At 69.1% G+C, this 18,545-nt stretch carries 20 protein-coding genes; 9 read left to right on the top strand and 11 right to left on the bottom strand.

Annotated elements, in window-relative coordinates:
* Positions 1-256 precede the first annotated feature (256 nt).
* A complete protein-coding gene (locus NQ160_RS06100) occupies positions 257-1,741 on the top strand; it encodes a lipase maturation factor family protein (protein ID WP_257514341.1) in 1,485 nt (494 codons plus the stop codon).
* A 187-nt stretch (positions 1,742-1,928) separates the two neighbouring features.
* On the opposite strand, the gene NQ160_RS06095 is transcribed toward NQ160_RS06100, so the two are convergent.
* Positions 1,929-2,780, bottom strand: coding sequence for a DUF72 domain-containing protein (locus NQ160_RS06095; RefSeq protein ID WP_257514340.1), 852 nt, complete (start codon positions 2,778-2,780; stop codon positions 1,929-1,931).
* A gap of 120 nt (positions 2,781-2,900) precedes the next feature.
* Positions 2,901-3,185, bottom strand: coding sequence for a GlsB/YeaQ/YmgE family stress response membrane protein (locus tag NQ160_RS06090; RefSeq protein ID WP_257514339.1), 285 nt, complete (start codon positions 3,183-3,185; stop codon positions 2,901-2,903).
* A 141-nt stretch (positions 3,186-3,326) separates the two neighbouring features.
* Here NQ160_RS06090 and NQ160_RS06085 point away from each other — a divergent pair, with 141 nt between their 5' ends.
* The 3 genes from NQ160_RS06085 to NQ160_RS06075 all read left to right on the top strand — a co-directional run bounded on the left by NQ160_RS06085 (position 3,327) and on the right by NQ160_RS06075 (position 5,800).
* Positions 3,327-3,815 (top strand): DNA-binding response regulator, encoded by a 489-nt coding sequence (locus tag NQ160_RS06085; protein ID WP_257514338.1) that lies wholly within the window; start codon positions 3,327-3,329, stop codon positions 3,813-3,815.
* Positions 3,816-3,866: 51 nt separating this feature from the next.
* The gene (locus tag NQ160_RS06080) at positions 3,867-3,998 is read left to right on the top strand and encodes a hypothetical protein (protein ID WP_257514337.1); all 132 of its coding nucleotides are present in this window, start codon (positions 3,867-3,869) and stop codon (positions 3,996-3,998) included.
* A gap of 74 nt (positions 3,999-4,072) precedes the next feature.
* Positions 4,073-5,800 carry an acyl-CoA dehydrogenase gene (locus NQ160_RS06075; protein ID WP_257514336.1) on the top strand — a complete coding sequence of 576 codons (1,728 nt, stop codon included), beginning with the start codon at positions 4,073-4,075 and terminating at the stop codon, positions 5,798-5,800.
* A gap of 12 nt (positions 5,801-5,812) precedes the next feature.
* Here NQ160_RS06075 and NQ160_RS06070 read toward each other — a convergent pair whose 3' ends face one another.
* Positions 5,813-7,042: an MFS transporter gene (locus NQ160_RS06070; protein ID WP_257514335.1), complete on the bottom strand. Its 1,230-nt coding sequence runs from the start codon at positions 7,040-7,042 to the stop codon at positions 5,813-5,815.
* Positions 7,043-7,193: 151 nt separating this feature from the next.
* Between NQ160_RS06070 and NQ160_RS06065 the strand changes: the two genes are divergently transcribed.
* Positions 7,194-7,763, top strand: coding sequence for a dihydrofolate reductase family protein (locus tag NQ160_RS06065; RefSeq protein WP_257514334.1), 570 nt, complete (start codon positions 7,194-7,196; stop codon positions 7,761-7,763).
* A gap of 12 nt (positions 7,764-7,775) precedes the next feature.
* Here the strand turns inward: NQ160_RS06065 and NQ160_RS06060 are convergent, their stop codons facing one another.
* From NQ160_RS06060 to NQ160_RS06040, 5 genes are all read right to left on the bottom strand, one after another.
* Positions 7,776-8,366, bottom strand: a complete 591-nt coding sequence (locus NQ160_RS06060; RefSeq protein ID WP_257514333.1) for an AAA family ATPase — start codon at positions 8,364-8,366, stop codon at positions 7,776-7,778.
* Between the two features lie 80 nt (positions 8,367-8,446).
* Complete coding sequence (locus tag NQ160_RS06055) at positions 8,447-8,869, bottom strand: organic hydroperoxide resistance protein (protein WP_257514332.1); 423 nt, start codon at positions 8,867-8,869, stop codon at positions 8,447-8,449.
* Between the two features lie 56 nt (positions 8,870-8,925).
* Positions 8,926-9,390, bottom strand: a complete 465-nt coding sequence (locus NQ160_RS06050; protein ID WP_257514331.1) for a MarR family winged helix-turn-helix transcriptional regulator — start codon at positions 9,388-9,390, stop codon at positions 8,926-8,928.
* Between the two features lie 244 nt (positions 9,391-9,634).
* Positions 9,635-10,330 (bottom strand): spermidine synthase, encoded by a 696-nt coding sequence (locus NQ160_RS06045; RefSeq protein ID WP_257514330.1) that lies wholly within the window; start codon positions 10,328-10,330, stop codon positions 9,635-9,637.
* 195 nt (positions 10,331-10,525) lie between these two features.
* Positions 10,526-11,329, bottom strand: coding sequence for a MerR family transcriptional regulator (locus tag NQ160_RS06040; RefSeq protein WP_257514329.1), 804 nt, complete (start codon positions 11,327-11,329; stop codon positions 10,526-10,528).
* Between the two features lie 184 nt (positions 11,330-11,513).
* Here NQ160_RS06040 and NQ160_RS06035 point away from each other — a divergent pair, with 184 nt between their 5' ends.
* Positions 11,514-12,734 (top strand): MFS transporter, encoded by a 1,221-nt coding sequence (locus NQ160_RS06035; RefSeq protein ID WP_257514328.1) that lies wholly within the window; start codon positions 11,514-11,516, stop codon positions 12,732-12,734.
* Positions 12,735-12,853: 119 nt separating this feature from the next.
* Here the strand turns inward: NQ160_RS06035 and NQ160_RS06030 are convergent, their stop codons facing one another.
* Complete coding sequence (locus NQ160_RS06030) at positions 12,854-13,243, bottom strand: nuclear transport factor 2 family protein (protein ID WP_257514327.1); 390 nt, start codon at positions 13,241-13,243, stop codon at positions 12,854-12,856.
* Positions 13,244-13,687: 444 nt separating this feature from the next.
* Here NQ160_RS06030 and NQ160_RS06025 point away from each other — a divergent pair, with 444 nt between their 5' ends.
* Positions 13,688-14,998 (top strand): HNH endonuclease signature motif containing protein, encoded by a 1,311-nt coding sequence (locus NQ160_RS06025; protein ID WP_257514326.1) that lies wholly within the window; start codon positions 13,688-13,690, stop codon positions 14,996-14,998.
* Positions 14,999-15,096: 98 nt separating this feature from the next.
* Here the strand turns inward: NQ160_RS06025 and NQ160_RS06020 are convergent, their stop codons facing one another.
* On the bottom strand, positions 15,097-16,083 hold the full coding sequence (locus NQ160_RS06020) for a helix-turn-helix transcriptional regulator (protein ID WP_257514325.1): 987 nt from the start codon (positions 16,081-16,083) through the stop codon (positions 15,097-15,099).
* Positions 16,084-16,145: 62 nt separating this feature from the next.
* Here NQ160_RS06020 and NQ160_RS06015 point away from each other — a divergent pair, with 62 nt between their 5' ends.
* Positions 16,146-17,192 (top strand): ATP-binding cassette domain-containing protein, encoded by a 1,047-nt coding sequence (locus NQ160_RS06015; protein WP_257514324.1) that lies wholly within the window; start codon positions 16,146-16,148, stop codon positions 17,190-17,192.
* Positions 17,189-17,980: an ABC transporter permease gene (locus NQ160_RS06010; RefSeq protein WP_257514322.1), complete on the top strand. Its 792-nt coding sequence runs from the start codon at positions 17,189-17,191 to the stop codon at positions 17,978-17,980. The genes NQ160_RS06015 and NQ160_RS06010 overlap by 4 nt, the downstream gene beginning before the upstream one ends.
* Positions 17,981-17,999: 19 nt before the next feature.
* Here NQ160_RS06010 and NQ160_RS06005 read toward each other — a convergent pair.
* On the bottom strand, positions 18,000-18,545 hold a 546-nt coding region (locus NQ160_RS06005), incomplete at its 5' end, for a DUF2207 domain-containing protein (RefSeq protein ID WP_257514321.1).

Here is an 18,545-nt window from a genome sequence, read left to right as displayed (position 1 = left end):
TCGCCGCCGGAGAGCGTGTCGGTCTCTTCGGTGCTCGTGCTGCCGCCCTGCACCTTCTCCTCGTCACGGTTGTCCATGGTGACTCCTCTCCTCGTGCGGGTGCGGGATGCCGCTGCGCCCCGCCCTGCGATGGTGCCGCATGCGGCGCGCCGGTTTCCTGCGGTTCCCTCTTCGGCGACGGCGCGCTATCCTCACGCGGGCCCGCCCGCCCCGCAACCCCTTCCGACCGCGATCCACCCGGTCGTAGCGTCGGGTCATGCAGGGTTTCGCGGCGGTGGATTTCGAACTCGCCCGGCAGGTGCTGCAACGGGGCATCGCCGCCATGTACTTCGTCGCCTTCCTGTCGTCGCTCAACCAGTTCCGCGTGCTGCTCGGCGAGCGAGGGCTGCTGCCGGCGCCCGACCTGCTGCGCTGGGTGGCCGCCTCGCCCCGGCGCGCCCGCATGGTGGGACCGACGCTCTTCCGGCGCGTGCCCTACACCGACCGCCGCCTCGCCGCCCTGTGCGTCGCGGGCCTGATCGTGAGCGCCGCGCTCGTGGCCGGAATCCCCCAGCTCGCACCTCCCTGGGTGCCGATGGCGTGCTTCCTGCTGCTGTGGCTCGGCTATATGTCGGTGGTGAGCATCGGCCAGACGTTCTACGGGTTCGGGTGGGAGATGCTGCTGCTCGAGGCCGGGTTCCTCGCGGCGTTCCTCGGCTCGAACGACCAGCCCCCGCCGACGGTGGTGATCGTGCTCTTCTGGTGGTTGCTGTTCCGGCTGGAGTTCGGTGCCGGCATGATCAAGATCCGCGGCGGGCGGGAGTGGCGCGACCTCACTGCCCTGATGTACCACCACGAGACGCAGCCGATGCCGGGGCCGCTCAGCCGGCAGGCGCACCTGCTCCCCCGGTGGTTCCACAAGCTCGAGGTGGTGGGGAACCACTTCTCACAGCTGGTGGTGCCGTGGTTCCTCTTCGCTCCGCTCCTGGGACTGTGGATTCCGGGTCCGGTGCCGGCCGTCATCGGCACGGTCGCCGGCGCCGTCGTCATCGCGACGCAGCTGTGGCTCGTCCTCACCGGCAACTTCGCATGGCTCAACTGGGCGACGATCGTGCTGGGGTTCTCGGCGGTGTCCCTGCCGGGCTGGGGCGCGGACGTGGCATCCGACCCGCCCTGGATCATCGACGGGCTGCCCCTGTACTGGCTGGTGGTCACGTGCGCCGTGGGCGTGCTCTACGTCGTGATCAGCTGGCCGGCGCTGCGGAACCTCTTCGCCCACCGGCAGCTGATGAACGCGAGCTTCAACCGATGGCAGCTCGCCAATGCGTACGGGGCATTCGGCACCGTGACCAAGACGCGCGTCGAGTACGTCATCGAAGCGACGATGGATGCCGATCCGGGCGAGGCCACCTGGCACGAGTACGAGTTCAAGGGCAAGCCCGGCAACGTGCGGCGCATCCCCCGCCAGTACGCGCCCTATCACCTGCGGCTGGACTGGCTGATGTGGTTCCTCCCTCTCGGCAGGTCGCTCGAGGACTGGTTCACGGTGCTGCTGGTGCGACTGCTCGAAGCGGATGCCGCGACGCTCAAGATGCTGCGGCGTGCGCCGTTCGGCAGCGAGCGACCGACGTGGGTGCGCGTGGTGTCGTACCGCTACCGGTTCGCCACGCACGCCCAGTACCGCCGCGATCGGGTGCGCTGGGTGCGCGATCGCCGCCAGGTGCTCGTGCGACCGCTGTCACTGTCGGCGCTGTCGCGCTGACGCCTCGGCGGTCTCTGTCGGGGCGGGCCTGCAGGGGTGAGTGCGGCGGGGTCGGCGGGGGCCGTTGCCGGGCGCGCGGGCGGCTCCCCGGAACAGGTGGACTCCCCGGAACAGGACGGATCCGGCAGAAACGTCCTGTTGCGGTGAGATCTCCTGCACCGGGAACGGCGGATGCCGCGGCGGCGCGCTACCGCGCCGCCGCGTCGCCCACACGGCGGGCCAGGCCGACCGCGTCGTGCGGAGCGTGGCCACGGGCATCGTTGTCGAAGTAGACGTACACGTCCCGGGGTTCACCGTCTGGGGTCGCCTCGCCGCTGGTCCAGCCGGCGATGCGCGCCGCCCAGGCATCCAGCTGCGGGTCGGTGTATCCGCTGGTGTAGAGGTCCTCCGCGCCGTGCAGGCGGACGTAGACGAAGGATGCCGTGATCTCGCCGAAATCGGGGAAGCGGCCCGCCGTGTCGGCCACGACCAGCGCGACGTCGTGGTCGCGCAGGATCGGGGCGACAGCGGCATCCTCGAAGGTCTCCGACCGCGGCTCGAACGCGTAACGGAGGGGCGCGTCGTGCTCGATCTCGAGCCAGTCCCGCCCGTCGAGCCGCTTGTCGTGGTGGCGCGCGAGTTCGAGCGCCGCGCCGGTCGTGCGCGGGAGGGCGGTGAGGAACTGCTCGAGCGTCTCGGGGTCGAACTGCTCGCGCTCCGGCAACTGCCAGAGGACGGGACCGAGCTGCTCCCCCAGCGCCAGCACGCCGGAGGCGAAGAAGTTCGCCAGCGCCACGTCGATGTTCCGCAGCCGCAGCATGTGGGTGATGTAGCGGGAGCCCTTCACCGCGAAGACGAAGTCGTCGGGCACGGCCTGACGCCACCGCTGATAGCTCGTCGGGCGCTGCAGCGAGTAGAAGGACCCGTTGAGCTCGAGCGTCGACATCTGCTCGCCGACGTACTGCAGCTCACGGGCCTGGGCTAGCCCCTTCGGGTAGAAATCCCCCCGCCAGCTCGGGTAACGCCACCCCGAGATTCCCACGCGAACGCGTCCCGCCATGCCGCCCTCCCTCCGTCGCTGCACGATCATCCTAGGAACGACCTGAAGCGCCCCGCGTCTGCACGGACGCGGGGCGCTTCGACGCTGCTGCGGCGCGGCTCGTGCGCGCCGACCGTCAGGTCAGCGGCGGCGCGAAGTGGTGCTGCGTCCCTTGACCAGCCCGTAGACGAGCAGCGCGATGATCGCACCGATGATGGAGCCGATGATTCCGGCGGGCTGGAAGAAGCCGTCTGCTGCGTCCTGTCCGAAGAGCAGGAAGCCGAGGAAACCGCCGACGAACGAGCCGACGATTCCGAGGACGATGGTCATGAGCAGGCTCATGTCCTGCTTGCCCGGGACGACTGCGCGGGCGATGAATCCGGCGATCAGGCCGATGACGATGATGCTGATGATGAGACCGAGCATGATTGCTCCTCTTCTTGAACGCCGTGGGGCGTTTCGGTCGGGCACCGTTCGGTGCTCGGGATGCCGCAGTCCGCGACAACACCCTCATCCGACCACCCCTCGGGGTGTGGCGGCACACCCCTGGGGGTGAAAAGCTGGAGCATGGCATCGCCCCCGAACTCGCGGCCCATCACCGTCGCCCTCGTCGACGACTACGACGTGGTGCTCAAGGGACTGGCGCATCTCTTCGATGACTACCGCGACCGTGTTCTGATCGCAGAGATCGACGCGAACAGGGGTGTGAGCGATGCCGTGGACATCGTCCTGTACGACTCTTTCGCCCAGCCCGAGTCCGACCACCACGAGATCGCCGAGCTCATCAAGAACCCGCAGGCCCGACGCGTGGTCGTCTACACCTGGAACTTCCATCCCGAGCTCATCGAGTCAGCGCGCCGGCAAGGCGTGCACGGCTACCTCTCGAAGACATTGACGGCTGCCCAGCTGGTCGCAGCGATCGAGGCGGTCCACTCGGGTGAGCTGGTGATCAGCGACCAGGGTCGGCGGGCTCCCAGCGCGCCAGGTCTCGACTGGCCGGGACGCCTGGAGGGCATCACAGATCGCGAGTCCGAGATCCTCGCCCTCATCACCTAGGGCAAGAGCAACGCCGAAGTCGCGCGCCTCACCTACCTCAGTCCGAACACGGTGAAGTCCTACATCCGCTCCGTGTACCGAAAGATCGGCGCGACGAGCCGCACCCAGGCCGTGCTCTACGGCGTGCGCCATGGATTCGCACCCGACACGCACCGGATCGAGCACTGGATGGGCGGGCCGTGACGGCGGCGCCCCGTGAAACCCAGTGCCGCGTAGACTGACCCTCAGTACCACTTACTCGAGCACAGGAGTCCGTCATGGCTGACGCGTCCGCATACACGCCGCCCGTCGAGGACTACGCGTTCCTCTTCACCGACGCCTTCGGTCAGGACCTCGTCGCGCGCGCCACCGGCGGAGAGCTCACCGCCGAGGACGCGACGGACATCATCGCGGGCGCGGGCGAGTTCGCCGCCTCCGTCATCGCGCCGCTCGAAGTGCCGGGCGACCGCGTCGGCGCACGCCTCGAAGACGGTCAGGTGCGCCTGCCCGCCGGTTTCGGCGCGGCGTACCGCGCATTCGTCGAAGCGGGCTGGGTCACCGCCGAGGCTCCCGTCTCCGCCGGAGGCGACGGTCTGCCCGGCGCCGTACGCGCGGGACTCGGCGAGATCTGGAACGCCTCGAACGCGGCCTTCGCGCTCTGCTGGCTGCTCACTTCCGGTCAGATCCATGCGCTGGATGCCGCGGCATCCGACCGCATCCGCGAAACGTACCTGTCCAAGCTCGTCTCGGGCGAGTGGACCGGCACGATGAACCTCACCGAGCCGGATGCCGGCACGGACCTCGGCGCGATCCGCACGACCGCGACGCCACGGGAAGACGGCAGCTGGGCGATCCGCGGCCAGAAGATCTTCATCACGTGGGGCGACCACGACATCGCCGAGAACATCGTGCACCTGGTGCTGGCTCGCACCCCCGGTGCCCCGGACGGTGCGAAGGGGCTCTCGCTGTTCGTCGCGCCCAAGGTGCTCGTGAACGACGACGGGTCGCTCGGCGGGCGCAACGCCATCACCACCGTCGCGATCGAGCACAAGCTCGGCATCCACGGCAGCCCCACCTGCGTGCTGGCCTACGAGGACGCCACCGGCTACCTCGTCGGCGAGGTCGGCGGCGGCCTCGCGGGGATGTTCGTCATGATGAACTCCGCTCGCGCGGGCATGGGGTTCCAGGCGACGGGCATCGCCGATCGCGCCTATCAGCAGGCCGCGGCCTACGCGGCGGACCGCCTGCAGGGCCGGGTGCTGGAGCGCCCTGCCGGCACGCCGATCGCGGAGCACCCCGATGTCCGCCGCCTGCTGCTGTCGATGTCGAGCAAGATCTTCGCGATGCGCGCCCTCGGCGTGTACGTCGGCGACCTGCTCGACCGGGCCGACACCGACGACGCCGTGGTGAAGCTGGCGGAGTTCTTCGTGCCCATCCTCAAGGGATGGACCACAGAGGATGCCATCACCGTCACGAGCGATGCCATCCAGGTGCAGGGCGGCATGGGCTTTATCGAAGAGACCGGCGCCGCCCAGCACTACCGCGATGTGCGCATCACCACGATCTACGAGGGCACGACGGCGATCCAGTCGAACGACCTCGTCGGCCGCAAGGTGCTGCGCGACGGCGGCGCCACCGTGTCGGAGCTGTTCGAGCGGATCGACGAGACCGTGGCAGGCTTGCGCGCGTTCGACCACCCCGTCGCGGAGCGCACCGCCGCGCGGCTGGAACGGGCACTCGCGGCATCCCGGCGCGCGACCGCCGACCTGCTCGGCTTCGCCTCATCGCCGCGCGACGCCTACGCCGTCAGCGTGCCGTACCTGATGCTGCTGGGCACGCTCGCGGGCGGCTGGATGCACGCCCTCGCCGCAACCGCCGTGTTGGCGCGCGAGACCCCGTCCGAGACGGATGCCGCACGCCTGACGTCCGCGGACTTCTACGGCGCCCACCACCTCCCCCGCGTGCACGCGCTGGCCGAGACGGTCGCCGGCGGCGAGATCGGGTGACGGCGGCGCGGGTCACCGCCCGACCGGCTCGCGCCGGGCGACAAGCCGGTTGAGGCGCTCCGACATCACGAGGCCCAGGATGACGAGGATGCCGAGGAAGAGCGGGAACAGCCACATCCCGATCCACGCCGAGAGCACACCGAACAGCGGGGGCGCGAACGTCGAGCCGGTGTAGGCCGCCGCCATCTGGATGCCGATGATGGCCTGCGAATTGCGCCGGCCGAAGTTCACGGGCGTGGAGTGGATGATCGCGGGATAGATCGGCGCGGCGCCGAGTCCGGTGAGCACGAGACCGGCGAGGGCGAGCACGTCGGTCTCGAGCGGCAGCGCGAGCAGCACCACGCCGAGGCCGATCGTGACGAACCCGCCGCGGATGAGAGACCGGTCGCCGATCCTGTCGGCGAAGAAGCCCGCGAGGAAGCGTCCTGCGGTGACGCCGAGGAGGAAGAGCGCGGCGAACGCCGCAGCGGTCGCCGGCTCCACGGCGCGGTCGGTGACGAGCCAGGTCGACGCCCACAGCATCGCCGTGGTCTCCAGCGCGCAGTAGGCGAAGAACGCCGTGAGGATCAGCGCGACCCCGGGGATGCGCAGCGCCTGGCCGAGCGGCACGTGGGTGCTCCCCCGCCCTGATGCCTCGGCGGCATCCGAACCCTCGTCGTCGGGTTCGGCACCGTGGTGAGCCGGGGCCACCGGGTTGACCTTGCCCCACAGCGGGAGGCTCACCAGCAGCACGAAGGTGAGCGCCGCCTGGATCACGCCGACGATGAGGTAGGCGCTCGACCAGCCCATACCCGAGGTGAGGGCGTAGCTCATGATGAACGGGCTGATCGATGCCCCCACACCCCAGAAGCTGTGCAGCCAGTTCATGTGCCGCGCCGCGTAGTGCAGCGCGACGTAGTTGTTGAGCGCCGCGTCGACCGCGCCGGCTCCCAGCCCGTAGGGGATGGCCCAGAGGCACAGCATCCAGAAAGAGCCGGAGAACGAGAAGCCCACGAGGGCGGCAGCCGTCATCCCCACGCTCACGGCGGTGACCACGCCCGCACCGAATCGGCGCGTGAGGCGCTCCGAGGCGAGGCTCGACAGGATCGTGCCGCCCGCGATCACCATCGTGATGATGCCGGCGAAGGCGAGGGGGACGCCGAGGTCCTGGTGCATGACCGGCCAGCCGGCGCCCACGAGGGAGTCGGGCAATCCCAGGCTGACGAACGCGACGTAGATGATCGTGAGGAGGAGGGAGTACACGGGTTGCCGGTTGGCCTTTCACGGAGCATCGGGCTCGGCGGATCGGATGACCGACGAGCGGCACGGCAGCCCTCTACGCCAGAGGACGCGCCGGTACTAGTCTGGCCGCCGTCAGGCGGACCTGCCGCGCGCATCAAGGGAGAGCGACGAGATGAGACCCCTTCGATACTCGATCAACATCACGATCGACGCTTGCTGCGATCACGAGGCGGGGATCGCGCCGGACGAGGAGTCGATGCGCTACTGGACCGCGGAGATGGAGCGGGCCGACGCTCTGCTCTTCGGCCGGATCACCTACGAGATGATGGAGTCCGCGTGGCGCAAGCCGGCCACCGGCACGTGGCCCGACTGGATGGGCTCGGCGGACGTCGCCTTCGCCGAGAGCATCGACCGGGCGAAGAAGTACGTCGTGTCGAGCACCCTGAGCGGAGTCGACTGGAATGCCGAGCTGGTGCGAGGCGACCTGGCGGAAACCGTCCAGCAGCTCAAGGCGAAGCCCGGCCGGGGACTGTGGGTGGGCGGCGTGACGCTGCCTCTGGCGCTGGCGGATCTGGGGCTGATCGACGAGTACGAGTTCCTCGTGCAGCCGGTCATCGCCGGGCACGGGCCGACGCTGCTCGCCGGTCTGCGCGAGAGCGTGCGGCTCGAGCTCATCGACCGGCATGATTTCCGGTCAGGGTCGGTCGCCCTGCGATACCGACCCACGCGAACTGCAGCGTGACGGCGCGGCGCCTTACGTCGCGCCCGGCGCCCCTCGTCGATCAACAGCATGCGCGAGGGGACCCTGCATCCAGCGCTCGACCTCGCGTTGCGAGCCCAACCGCACGACCGTGAGGCCGGGAAAGTCGGCGGCGACCTGGGGAACACTGTCGCGGTACTTGTGTCGCGTCGAGATCGACCAACGCACGATGTGCTCAGGGTCGGTCAAGATCTGCCGGAACGGCGGCTCGATGTTGCCGTTCCAGAGCTCCTCGCGGCTCAGTCTGCGGCGGGCGGTGCGACGAACCACTCGCGGGAAGGCCGTCGTCCAGAACGGCAGATCGAGCCACACCAGCAGGTCGGCGCGGGCTGCCAGCAACGGGCGGACGGTGCGATACTGCCACTCCGTCACCCAGGAGTCCTGAGCCACGAGGTCCCGCACATCGTCGAGGAACTCGGCCCGCGGCATCCAATTCGGCCCGTGGAAGAGCGAGTCGATCTCGGTGTGCGTCACCTCGGCGATATCGGCGATCCGGCGCGCGAGTGTGGTCTTGCCGACACCCGCGACGCCCGCGATCAGGATGCGGCGAGGGCACCGCGGGAGCTGGTCGACGGAGGTCAGCACGCAACGATGCTATGGCGCCTTCTGTTCGGATCGCGGGGGTGAACCTGGTGCGCCCCCGCGATCATGACGCGAGCGCCGGCTCAGTCCTCGACGACTCGCACGATGACCTCGATGTTGCCGCGCGTCGCGTTGGAGTACGGGCAGACCAGATGCGCGGCATCCGCCAGCGCCTGCGCCTGGTCCGCGGGCAGGTCGGGGATGACGACCTCGAGCTCGACGGCCAGGCCGAAGCCGCCTTCGCCGTTCGAGCCGATGCCCACGCGCGCACCGACGCTCGTGTCGTGCAGCGCGACCTTCTCGTGGCGGGCGACGCTCAGCAGGGCGCTGTGGAAGCACGCCGCGTAGCCCGCGGCGAACAGCAGTTCGGGGTTGAGCGCACCTCCCGGCCCGCCCATCTCCTTCGGCACGCGGACGTCGACATCGAGCATGCCGTCGGCGGTGGCCACGTGGCCGTTGCGGCCGTCTCCGGTGGCGAGGGCCTCGGCGGTGTAGATCGTTTCCATGATGAACCTTTCTTCGATGTGGCGTTTCAGGGTCGGATGAGAATGTGCGGCGGGCGTCAGGCGGATGCCGCGGTGTTCGAGGCCTCCACCGCGTCGGTGTAGGCGCGAAGATTCACGACCAGGGCCTGCGCAGTCGCGGGCGAGACCGACATGCAGCGAAAGACCTCGCCCGGCACGTGTGCGAGTTCGGTGCGCAGTGCGCGGCCGGATTCGGTGAGGCCGATCGTGACGACTCGGGCATCCTCGCTCGATCGGGTGCGGGCGACGTGCCCCAGCTTTTCGAGGCGCGAGAGCAGGGGCGACAGCGTGCCCGAATCCAAGGCCAGGTCGCGGCCCAGGTCGCTCACCGTGAGCGGCTCGCGCTCCCACAGCTCGAGCAGCACGAGGTACTGCGGGTACGTCAGACCCCAGGGCTTCAGCAGCCGGCGGTACACCTGGGTAGTCGCACGGCTCGCCGCATACAGCGAGAAGCACAGCATCCCGTCGATCGCCCGCTCCCCCGCGTGCTGCGCATCAGTCATGGGTGAAGCATTGCACGCAATTGAGTTGTGCACAATGCATTTGCGCCTCGCTCCGCCAGTCGCCGTCTAGTCACCCGCCATCGCCCGCAGCGCCTCGAAGAAGTCCCGCCCTTGGTCGAAAGAATGCTGTCCGAGACACAAGACTCGTTGGACCGCTATGTCGAAGTTGGACCCCGCTGCGCTGAGGGCGCACCGCGAAACGATCGCTCGGGGCAGGACGCCCCGCGCGGGCCGGGGAAACGGCTCAGCTCGCGACGTAGATGGAGTTCGCCGACCGGCCGCCGGTCAGGGCGTTGTCGAACGAGACCACCTCGCCCCGCACGTTCTCGAACGCGCTCTCGAGGACGGTGATGAACGCCGGGTCCGGGGGATCGTCGGACCACAGCGCGAACACGCCGCCCGGCGCGAGGTGTCGACGCATCCGATGGATGCCATCGGGCGTGTAGAAATCGGCGTGGGCCGGATTGAGGTGGTGCACCGGCGAGTGATCGATGTCGACGAGGATCGCGTCGTAACGACGGGGGACCTCGTCGGATCGCATGAGAGCGAAGAAGTCGGCGAGTTCCATTCTGAGCCGCGGGTCCGCGGTGAGCTCGCGCGAGATCGGCAGGAGCGCCCGGCGGTGCCAGTCGACGACGGCATCGATCGCCTCGACGACGGTGAGCGAGCGCACGCGGTCGTGCGTGAGTACGGCCTGCGCGGTGTACCCGAGGCCGAGCCCGCCGACGAGCACATCCAGGTCGTCGCCCCGGACCGGGTCGAGGCCGAGATGCGCGAGCTCGATCTCGGCGACCGTGAAGTGCGTCGACATCAGGTGCTCGTCGTTCAGGATCGCCTCGTACACGTCCTCGTTCAGCACGGGATCGAAACGACGCCGGAGGGTCACCTCGCCGAGGGGCGTCCGCTGCCAATCCAGCTCTTCGAATCGTGCGTTCACCACGGCACTCCCGCGATACGTCGCCCACTGAATTCGGTCATCGGTCGAGCGTAACCGGCATCCTGTTGCGCGACCGACCCGGGGCGGGTGACCGTCATCGTCATCAGCCAGTTCGGATCCGTTGATCTCGAGATCACTCCCCTGCCGCCTTCCTGACCGCGTGAGTGGTGATCTGAAGCACGTCTAGGCTCATGCGCCTCAGCCGCGACGAACAGGCTGCTGCAGCTCGGTCACCCAATCGGCTTGGTTCTCCGATTCCGCCCGGACGTAAAGTTCCCGACACGGCCCGGACTGAACGAGCCCGCGAGCGAGGATTTCCGCGTGGATCGCATGCCAGCTCTCGGCGATGCGGTCCATCGAGCCGAGATGGATGCCGCAGACGGCAGCTTCAGCAGCGGGCAACTCGACGATCTCGAAGCCATCGCGCGCGGGGCCGTCGTATCCGTAGCCGGCGATGATCTGCATGCCGTCTTCGACCGTGTCGTACTGCGCGATCGGCTCAGCCAGCGCTCCGCACTCATCACCGATGATCTCGGCGACGGCATCGAAGGCGGGGCCCACGGCACTCGCTACCTCGGTTTGATCTGCGACGACCGCACGGCGGGCCGCGAGGCGCACAGCGGGCAGGGACTTTTCGATGATCTCGATATGGGACATGTGGTTCTCTTTCTCGATGAGTCGGAGGCGCCGTTCCACGTCGATGAGTCGGCCGGCAGCGATGCGGCGTTCCTGCTCCACCTCAGCTCGACGAATTCGCAACAGAGCCGCGATGCGTTCCGCATCGACTCCGCGGTCCAGGATCGACGAGATGTCGTCAAGACCGAAGCCGAGTTGGCGCAGCGCGACGATTCGGTGCAGACGCGCGAGTTGTGAGGGGTCGTAAGAGCGGTAGCCGCTGGACTCATCCACGTGAGCGGGTTCGAGCAGACCGGCGGTGTCCCAATGCCGCAGCATCCGATGGGTCACCTGGCCGATCTGCGCGAAGGCTCCGATGGATAACATGTCTCAGTTCTCCCGCCTTCCACAGTGTCAGAGTCAAGTTTCGGCCTCGAATCCGCAGCAAGCCAGCCGAACCAGTCCGCTCATCCTGTGCCTCTAGGGCTCGAAAGAGGGGCCGGGCCAGCGAGCTGTCGTGCGAACTCATGGCGTCCCATTGCATGGCGCGACAGGCGCGATACTGGGGGCGATGTCAGACGAGCGAGGGCGAGCAAGCAGGGGGTTCCGGCGATTGTGGGCCGCCAACACCCTCAGCGCGTTCGGGTCCACAGCCACCGCCGTGGCCTTGCCCGTGCTCGTCGTCCAAGGGCTCCACGCCGACCCCATCGAGGTCGGCATCGTCAATGCGGCGCAGTTCGTTCCCTATGCGCTCTTCGGACTGATCGCGGGCGTCTACGTCGACAGGTGGCGTCGACGTCGCACCTTGGTGGTGGCCAGCCTTGGACGCGCACTCGCCTTGGCCATGATCCCCCTCTTGTGGGCGCTCGGGTGGCTTTCGATCTCGACCCTCGTGGCGCTGCTGCTGCTCTTCGGCACCTTCTCCGTGTTCGGCTTCGCGGCGTCGCAATCACTGCCGCCTCGCCTGGTTGCCCGAGACCGTCTGCTGCGCGCCAACGCGCAACTCGATCAGGGCGAGGCTGCCGCGCAGACGCTCGGTCCGACGCTCGCCGGCCTGCTCGTGCGGTGGCTCGGAGCGCCCCTGGCCTTGCTGATCGACGCGGTGACGTACGTCGTCGACGCCGTCCTCGTCGCAAGCATCCGGGTCGAGGAGAAGCCCTCTCGCATACGGGGGCGCGTGTTCCGAGACATGCGCGAGGGCCTGTCTGCAACCTATCGGCATCCTGTCTTGCTGCCGCTCTCGATTTCCACCCACGTGTGGTTCGTCGCGAACGCAGCCTCGCTGACGGTTCTGTCCCTGTTCGCCCTGCGCACCCTCGAGCTCGACGCAGCGCTCTTCGGTCTCCTCCTCTCGACCGTCGGCGCCGCGACGCTCATCGGGGCGTCATTCGCCGAACGGCTCGGCATCCGCTTCGGAGAGGGCGCGACGATCACGGGCGCCCGACTGATCTATCCCCTGGCGTGGATCGCTGTCGGCCTCGTCCCTCTGGTTGGCGGGCCGGGCGGGATCGTTCTGCTGTTCGCCGCGCTGGCAGCCGGAGGTCTTGCGGGCGGCGTCGAGAACGCGAACGAGATGAGCTACCGCCAGCGAGCCGTGCCTGACGGGCTGCTTGGCCGCATCAACGCCACCGGGCGATCGGTCAACCGCACCGCAGGAGCGGTCGGAGCGGTGCTGGGCGGGGTGCTCGCCTCAGCCATCGGGGTGACCCAGTCGATCTGGGTTGTCGCCGGTGTGTTCGCCGTCGCCGCCCTCATTGCCGTCTTCTCGCCGCTACGTTCGGCTCGGGCGTGAGGTCCGCTGCCCGGTCCGATGACAGTGAATCTGTAGTTTCTGCCATCGATGTCGTGGCCGGCTTCCGCGGAACCTCGGTGCTCAGTCGCGAAGACACATGTAGCCCGCGTCTCCGCGGCCTACTCGGTCCCGGTGGCGGGCGTGACGTGGCTGTGCGCGCACACCCAGCGAGTGCCATCGCGGACGAATACGTCCGTGGTCCATTCGTCCGCGTGGAAGGAAGCCCCGCCGAAGTGCGCCGTGTTGACTACCCGAGCAAGGACGATCGCGACGCCGTCGTGCAACCGGACGTCCACGGGACCTGTAGCGCGCATGACGGAATGGGTGAGCGCACCTGAGCGCACCAGGTCGAGGAACACCTGCCTCGTGGTGACGCCGCCACCGTCGATCAGCCTCCATTCGGGGTGCAGGCAGGAGGCGATGCGGTCGGCGTCGTTCGACACGATCGCCTCGGCGAACAGCGCGGCGATCTCTCCGATTTCGGCTGCGCCCTCGTCCAGGCTCGTCACCCGCTCACGCTAACCCCTTCCGCACGTATGTACTGCAGATCGGCTGGCGAAAACTACAGGTCGGTTGTCACGACCACAGAATCAATCGCAGGAACCACAGATGGCTTGTCATCGGACAGCTACCGGGGCTGCGGAAGTGATCACAAAAAGGTAACGACGAACTCTTGTGCGCCGTTATCTATCCGTTATAGAGTGCTCGCACGGTAGTTGTTTTGCTGTGGCAGCTACCGGCATGTGATTGCAGGACACTCTTGGTGCAGGGACAAGGGCCGGCCGGAAGCCTCTCCGACCGGCCCTTACTCTTGCCCGCTCGAGCCCGGCCCGCAGGTCGCCCAGCGCCTCCGGGCTCTCCACAGGCGACTCCATTCAGGAGTTGTCCACAATGCCTGGGAGACCTGGGGTTTAAGCCCGGCCAATGTCGGAGGGGGGCGCGAGAATAGGCGCATGAACAGCTCCCCCGCCACCTTCTCGGATGCCGCGCTCGCGACATCCGGCGTCGTGGCGGAGATGCTCGATACCGACCGGCAGATCGCCGCGCTGCAGGCCCGGCAGTTGGCGCTACTCGGTCGAGCCGGCGCGATCGCGGCAGAACAGACCGCCCGCATCCCGATCGGCGCGCAGCGCGAGCGGGAAATGCCGTTGCGATCCATCGCCGCTGAGATCGGTGCCGCGCTGCGGCGATCCGACCGCGGCATGCAGAACCGCATCCACGAGGCGACCTCCATGCTCGCGCAGTTCCCGAGCACGGTGCAATCGTTGCGGGAGGGCCGGATCGACATCGCGCACCTGCGGGTGATCGGCGAGGCGGGATCGCGGCTCACCGATCCGGAGGCACGGGCGATCTTCGAGCAGGCAGCCCTGGCCGTCGCGGAGCGAGAGACCGCGGCGCGCGCGAAGCCGATCATCACGATGCTCGCCCATCGAATCGACCCCGTACCGTCGGCAGACCGGCACGCGACCGCGGCGGCCGGCCGCCGCGTCTGGGTACGGGACCTCGATGACGGCATGGCAGAAGTGGTCGCGCTGTTGCCGGCGCCCCTCGCGCACGGCATCCGGGACCGCGTCACCCGGTACGCGCGCACGCTCCTCGACCAGGCGAACAGCGGCGACCCGGCCGGCGGCCACGACTCAGCTCCGGCAGACACCCGCACGGTGGACCAACGCCGCGCCGACGTCTTCACCGACCTGCTTCTCACTGGCCATGCCAGCGCGGCGGCATCCGACGACACGATCTGTGAAACCGACGCGATTGCGGCGCGCATCCAGCTGACCGTGCCGTCCGCGACCCTTGCGGGGCGCGAGGTGCCGGCCAGCCTCCAGGGGCACGGCCCCATCGATGCAGCCTCCGCCCGCCATTACGCGTCCACCGCCACGTCGTGGGATCGCCTGTTCGTCGACGCCGCGACCGGGAACGTGGAGGATGCCGACCGCTACCGGCCATCCCGCGCCCAGCGCCGATTGCTGCGCGGACGCGATGAGCACTGCCGATTCCCCGGCTGCCGAGCGGCGGTGTGGGTGTGCGACATCGACCACACGATCGACTTCGCCCGCGGCGGACCCACCCGGCCGTGCAACCTCGCCCATCTGTGCAAACGGCATCACACGCTCAAACACCACACCGCGTGGTCGGTCGAACAGCGGCCCGACGGGATGCTGGTGTGGACCAGCCCCACCGGTCGCGTGTATTCCGACATCCCGCAGCGCGTTCTCGAGTTCAGCGCCGCGACCCGCAGCGGCGCACCGCCTCCGTTCTAGACAGTGGCCTTTCCCTTGCCCGCGTCACGACGCCGACCGCTCGACCCGGCGCGCAGTCGCGTGGCGATCGCGGCGCCGCCCGACTCCGGCGAGACCAGTCAGACGCGCGGCGGTGGAGGCGGCGCATCGAGGGCGCCCAGAATCCGCACCAGCGCCTCACGCATCTCGGCACGGTGGGGCTCGGCGAGATCCGTCGTGAACGGCACGCCGGCGGGTATCCACGACATCCCGTACATCGTCTCGCGCCAGTCCGCGCCGCCGACGGGCCACCGCGTGCGGTCGACATCCTCCGCCGTCGCCCCCTGACCCCACTGTCCGAACGACGCGCGCATGGTGTCGATCGGCAGCTCCATCACCACGTCCGTCTCCACCGGCTGACGCACCCACGACCGGGCGACCGTGATGAACTCGTCGACCTCCTCCGGGGTGAGCGGGCGCGGCTCGAAGAGCACGCGCGTGTGCTCGACGTCCGAGAGCCGGTCCACACGGAATGTCCGCCAGTCGTCGCGCTCGATATCCCAGCACAGCAGGTACCAGTGCCGGTCGGCGGGAGCCAGGTAGTGCGGCTCGACCCGGCGGTGGGTCGTCTCGCCCGCCGCCGACGTGTAGGTGAAGCGCACCCGTTCGCAATCCCGGCACGCGAGCGCCAGCTCGCCGAGGACCGCGGTGGAAGCCGCCTCTCCCCCGCCGATGCGGACGGGATGCACGGTGTCGGCGAGCGCCATGACCCGTCGGCGCAACGCCGCAGGGAGCACCTGCTCGAGCTTGGCCAGCGCCGTCAGCGCCGTGTCGGCGCCACCGATCAGGCGCTGCGTCGCCGCGATGCGCAGGCCGATCGCCATCGCGACGGCCTCATCGTCGTTGAGCAGCAGCGGCGGCACCGCACTCCCCGCCTCGAGCCGATAGCCGCCGGCCGCGCCCGGCGAGGACTCGATGCGGTAGCCGAGCTCCCGCAGCCGCTCGACATCGCGGCGCACTGTCCGCTCGGTCACGCCGAGGCGCTGGGCGAGCTCGGACCCCGGCCAGTGCCGGTGCGTCTGCAGCAGGTTCAGCAGCTCCAGCGCACGAGAGGTGGTGTCGGACATGTCTCAAAGTCTGCCCGACAATGCGGACAGGATGTGTCCGCAACGGCGCGTACGGTCGGCGCATGTCGAACGAACCCATCCTCGAAGCGCGGGGACTCACCAAGCGCTTCACCGTCAAGAAGAAGACCGTCGCGGCGGTCACCGACCTCACGTTCCAGGTCGCCGCCGGCGAACTGGTCGCCTTTCTCGGCCCCAACGGTGCCGGAAAGTCCACGAGCCTGCGCATGCTGACGACGCTGCTCGCCCCGACTGAAGGCACCGCGCGCGTCGTCGGGCGCGACATCCTGCGAGACCCCGCCGGTGTGCGCGCCCGCATCGGCTACGTCGGACAGCTCACCAGCGGCAGCTTCGCACAGCGGGTGCGCGACGAGCTGCTCAGCCAGGGCGCGTTCTACGGGCTCTCGCGCACCGCCTCGGTCACGCGCGCCGACGAGCTCATCGAGTCGCTCGACCTCGCACCCTTCGCGTCGCAGTCTGTCCAGCAGCTCTCGGGCGGCCAGAAGCGGCGCCTCGACATCGCGCTCGGGCTCATGCACGCGCCGCCCCTGCTGTTCCTCGACGAACCCTCCACGGGGCTCGACCCGCAGAGCCGGGCGAACCTCTGGCAGCACATCCTCGACCTGCGCACCACGCACGGCACGACGGTGTTCCTCACGACGCACTATCTGGAGGAGGCCGACCGGTACGCCGAGCGGGTCATGGTCATGGACAGCGGACGCGTGATCGCCGACGACACCGCCGCCCGCATGAAGGCCGAACTGGCCGGCGATCTGCTCACCCTCGGCTTCGAGGGGCCTGCAGACGCGGATGCCGCGCTGCCGGTGGTCGGACGCCTCACTGACCGCGACGTGCAGCGTCAGGACGCGGCATCCCTCACCCTCACCGTGCCCGACGGCGACCGGCTGCTGCCGGCGGCGATCCGCGCGCTGGACGAAGCGGGCATCGCCGTCACCCGCGCCACGGGCGTGCCACCCACCCTCGACGACGTCTTCCTCGCGCTGACCGGACGCACCCTGCGCGACGCGGGAGAGGGCGCGGCAACCGGCGAGACCGAGACCGAGACACCGCAGGCGGCCACCGCCGCCCAGCCGACAGGAGCCGCACGATGACCGCCACCACCGCCCGACCTGACACCGCCGTGCGCCCTCACGCCGCGCGCGACACGTGGCACGTGCTCACCCGGGAGCTCCGCCCGGTGGTGCGCGACCCGTTCACGCTCATCTTCAGCCTCGTGCAGCCACTGGTCTTCCTCGGGCTGTTCGCGCCGCTGCTGATCGGCACCTCCGGCGCGCCGGCATCCGAGACCCTGCAGTGGTTCGTGCCTGGGGTGCTCGTGATGATCGTCCTCTTCGGCACCGGCGCGACGGGCTCGAACCTGCAGTACGAGATGATGACCGGCTCGCACGAACGCACGCTGGTGGCGCCGCTGGTGCGCTCGTCGCTGCTGGTCGGCCGCGCTCTCAAGGAGGTCGTGCCGATCCTCGTGCAGGCCCTGCTCATCGTGCTGATCGCGTGGCCGTTCGGCTTCTCGATCCACCCGATCGGGGTCGCGGTCGGCCTTGCTCTGCTCGCGGTGTTCGGCGTCGGGCTGGGGTCGCTGTCGTATGCGCTGGCCCTCGCGACCCGCGACAGGGCGTGGCTCTTCTGGGGCGTGCAGCAGACGCTGATCTTCCCGTTGCTGATCCTGTCGGGCATGCTGCTGCCCCTCGACGCCGCGCCGGGATGGATGCGGGCGGTCGCCACCGTGAATCCGATCAACTGGGTCGTGCAGGCCGAGCGCGCACTGTTCGCCGGGGATGTCGGCAGCGGCCCGGTTTTCTGGGGTTGGGTCGCCGCCTTGGCGCTTGCGGCGGTCGGGCTCGCCGTCGGCATCCGCGCGATGCGCCGCAGCAGCTGACCGCCGGGGGCAGGGTGCGTCAGACGCCGCCGCCTCCGCCGCCTCCGCCGCCCCCGCCTGCGGAGCCACCGCCGGACGAGCCGCCCGACGTCGACGACGACGACATCGCGGCGCTCGACAGCGAGGCGATGCTCGACGAGAACGCGGCGGCGTTGAACGCCGCGGAGCCGTAGTACCACGAGGGGGTCACCCCGGCGTCTCCGTAGTAGACCATCAGCTCATCAGCCCACTTCTTCTCCTGCCCGAAGACGACGGCATAGGGCAGCAGCGTCTCGTACAGGTGGATCATCTGCCGTGGGTCGCCGACGTCGACGGGGCGCCGCTCGGCACCCTGCGGCGACTGCAGCATGCGGATGCGGTCCGCCTCCGCCCAGTCGATGAAGATCTTCAGGCCCGCCAGGTGGTCACGCAGCTCCGCACCGGCATCCGTCAACGGCCGGTGGAAAACCAACCCCATTCCGAAGGCCAGCACGATCCCCGCCACCACCATGAGCACCAGCGGCACCAACACGTTGACGGATGCCGCGATTGCCAGCATCCCGAAGAGGATCACGAGCACCGTCCC

The organism is Microbacterium sp. zg.Y909, from assembly GCF_024626565.1.
Note: the sequence above shows the minus strand (reverse complement) of the source record. Positions and strands in the feature narration are given on the sequence as shown.

Excerpts from the sequence above, each read along its gene's own strand:
- NQ160_RS06100 (WP_257514341.1), top strand. The coding sequence starts at position 257 with ATGCAGGGTTTCGCGGCGGTGGATTTCGAACTCGCCCGGCAGGTGCTG.
- NQ160_RS06095 (WP_257514340.1), bottom strand. The coding sequence starts at position 2,780 with ATGGCGGGACGCGTTCGCGTGGGAATCTCGGGGTGGCGTTACCCGAGC.
- NQ160_RS06090 (WP_257514339.1), bottom strand. The coding sequence starts at position 3,185 with ATGCTCGGTCTCATCATCAGCATCATCGTCATCGGCCTGATCGCCGGA.
- NQ160_RS06085 (WP_257514338.1), top strand. The coding sequence starts at position 3,327 with ATGGCATCGCCCCCGAACTCGCGGCCCATCACCGTCGCCCTCGTCGAC.
- NQ160_RS06075 (WP_257514336.1), top strand. The coding sequence starts at position 4,073 with ATGGCTGACGCGTCCGCATACACGCCGCCCGTCGAGGACTACGCGTTC.
- NQ160_RS06065 (WP_257514334.1), top strand. The coding sequence starts at position 7,194 with ATGAGACCCCTTCGATACTCGATCAACATCACGATCGACGCTTGCTGC.
- NQ160_RS06055 (WP_257514332.1), bottom strand. The coding sequence starts at position 8,869 with ATGGAAACGATCTACACCGCCGAGGCCCTCGCCACCGGAGACGGCCGC.
- NQ160_RS06050 (WP_257514331.1), bottom strand. The coding sequence starts at position 9,390 with ATGACTGATGCGCAGCACGCGGGGGAGCGGGCGATCGACGGGATGCTG.
- NQ160_RS06040 (WP_257514329.1), bottom strand. The coding sequence starts at position 11,329 with ATGTTATCCATCGGAGCCTTCGCGCAGATCGGCCAGGTGACCCATCGG.
- NQ160_RS06035 (WP_257514328.1), top strand. The coding sequence starts at position 11,514 with ATGTCAGACGAGCGAGGGCGAGCAAGCAGGGGGTTCCGGCGATTGTGG.
- NQ160_RS06025 (WP_257514326.1), top strand. The coding sequence starts at position 13,688 with ATGAACAGCTCCCCCGCCACCTTCTCGGATGCCGCGCTCGCGACATCC.
- NQ160_RS06020 (WP_257514325.1), bottom strand. The coding sequence starts at position 16,083 with ATGTCCGACACCACCTCTCGTGCGCTGGAGCTGCTGAACCTGCTGCAG.
- NQ160_RS06015 (WP_257514324.1), top strand. The coding sequence starts at position 16,146 with ATGTCGAACGAACCCATCCTCGAAGCGCGGGGACTCACCAAGCGCTTC.
- NQ160_RS06010 (WP_257514322.1), top strand. The coding sequence starts at position 17,189 with ATGACCGCCACCACCGCCCGACCTGACACCGCCGTGCGCCCTCACGCC.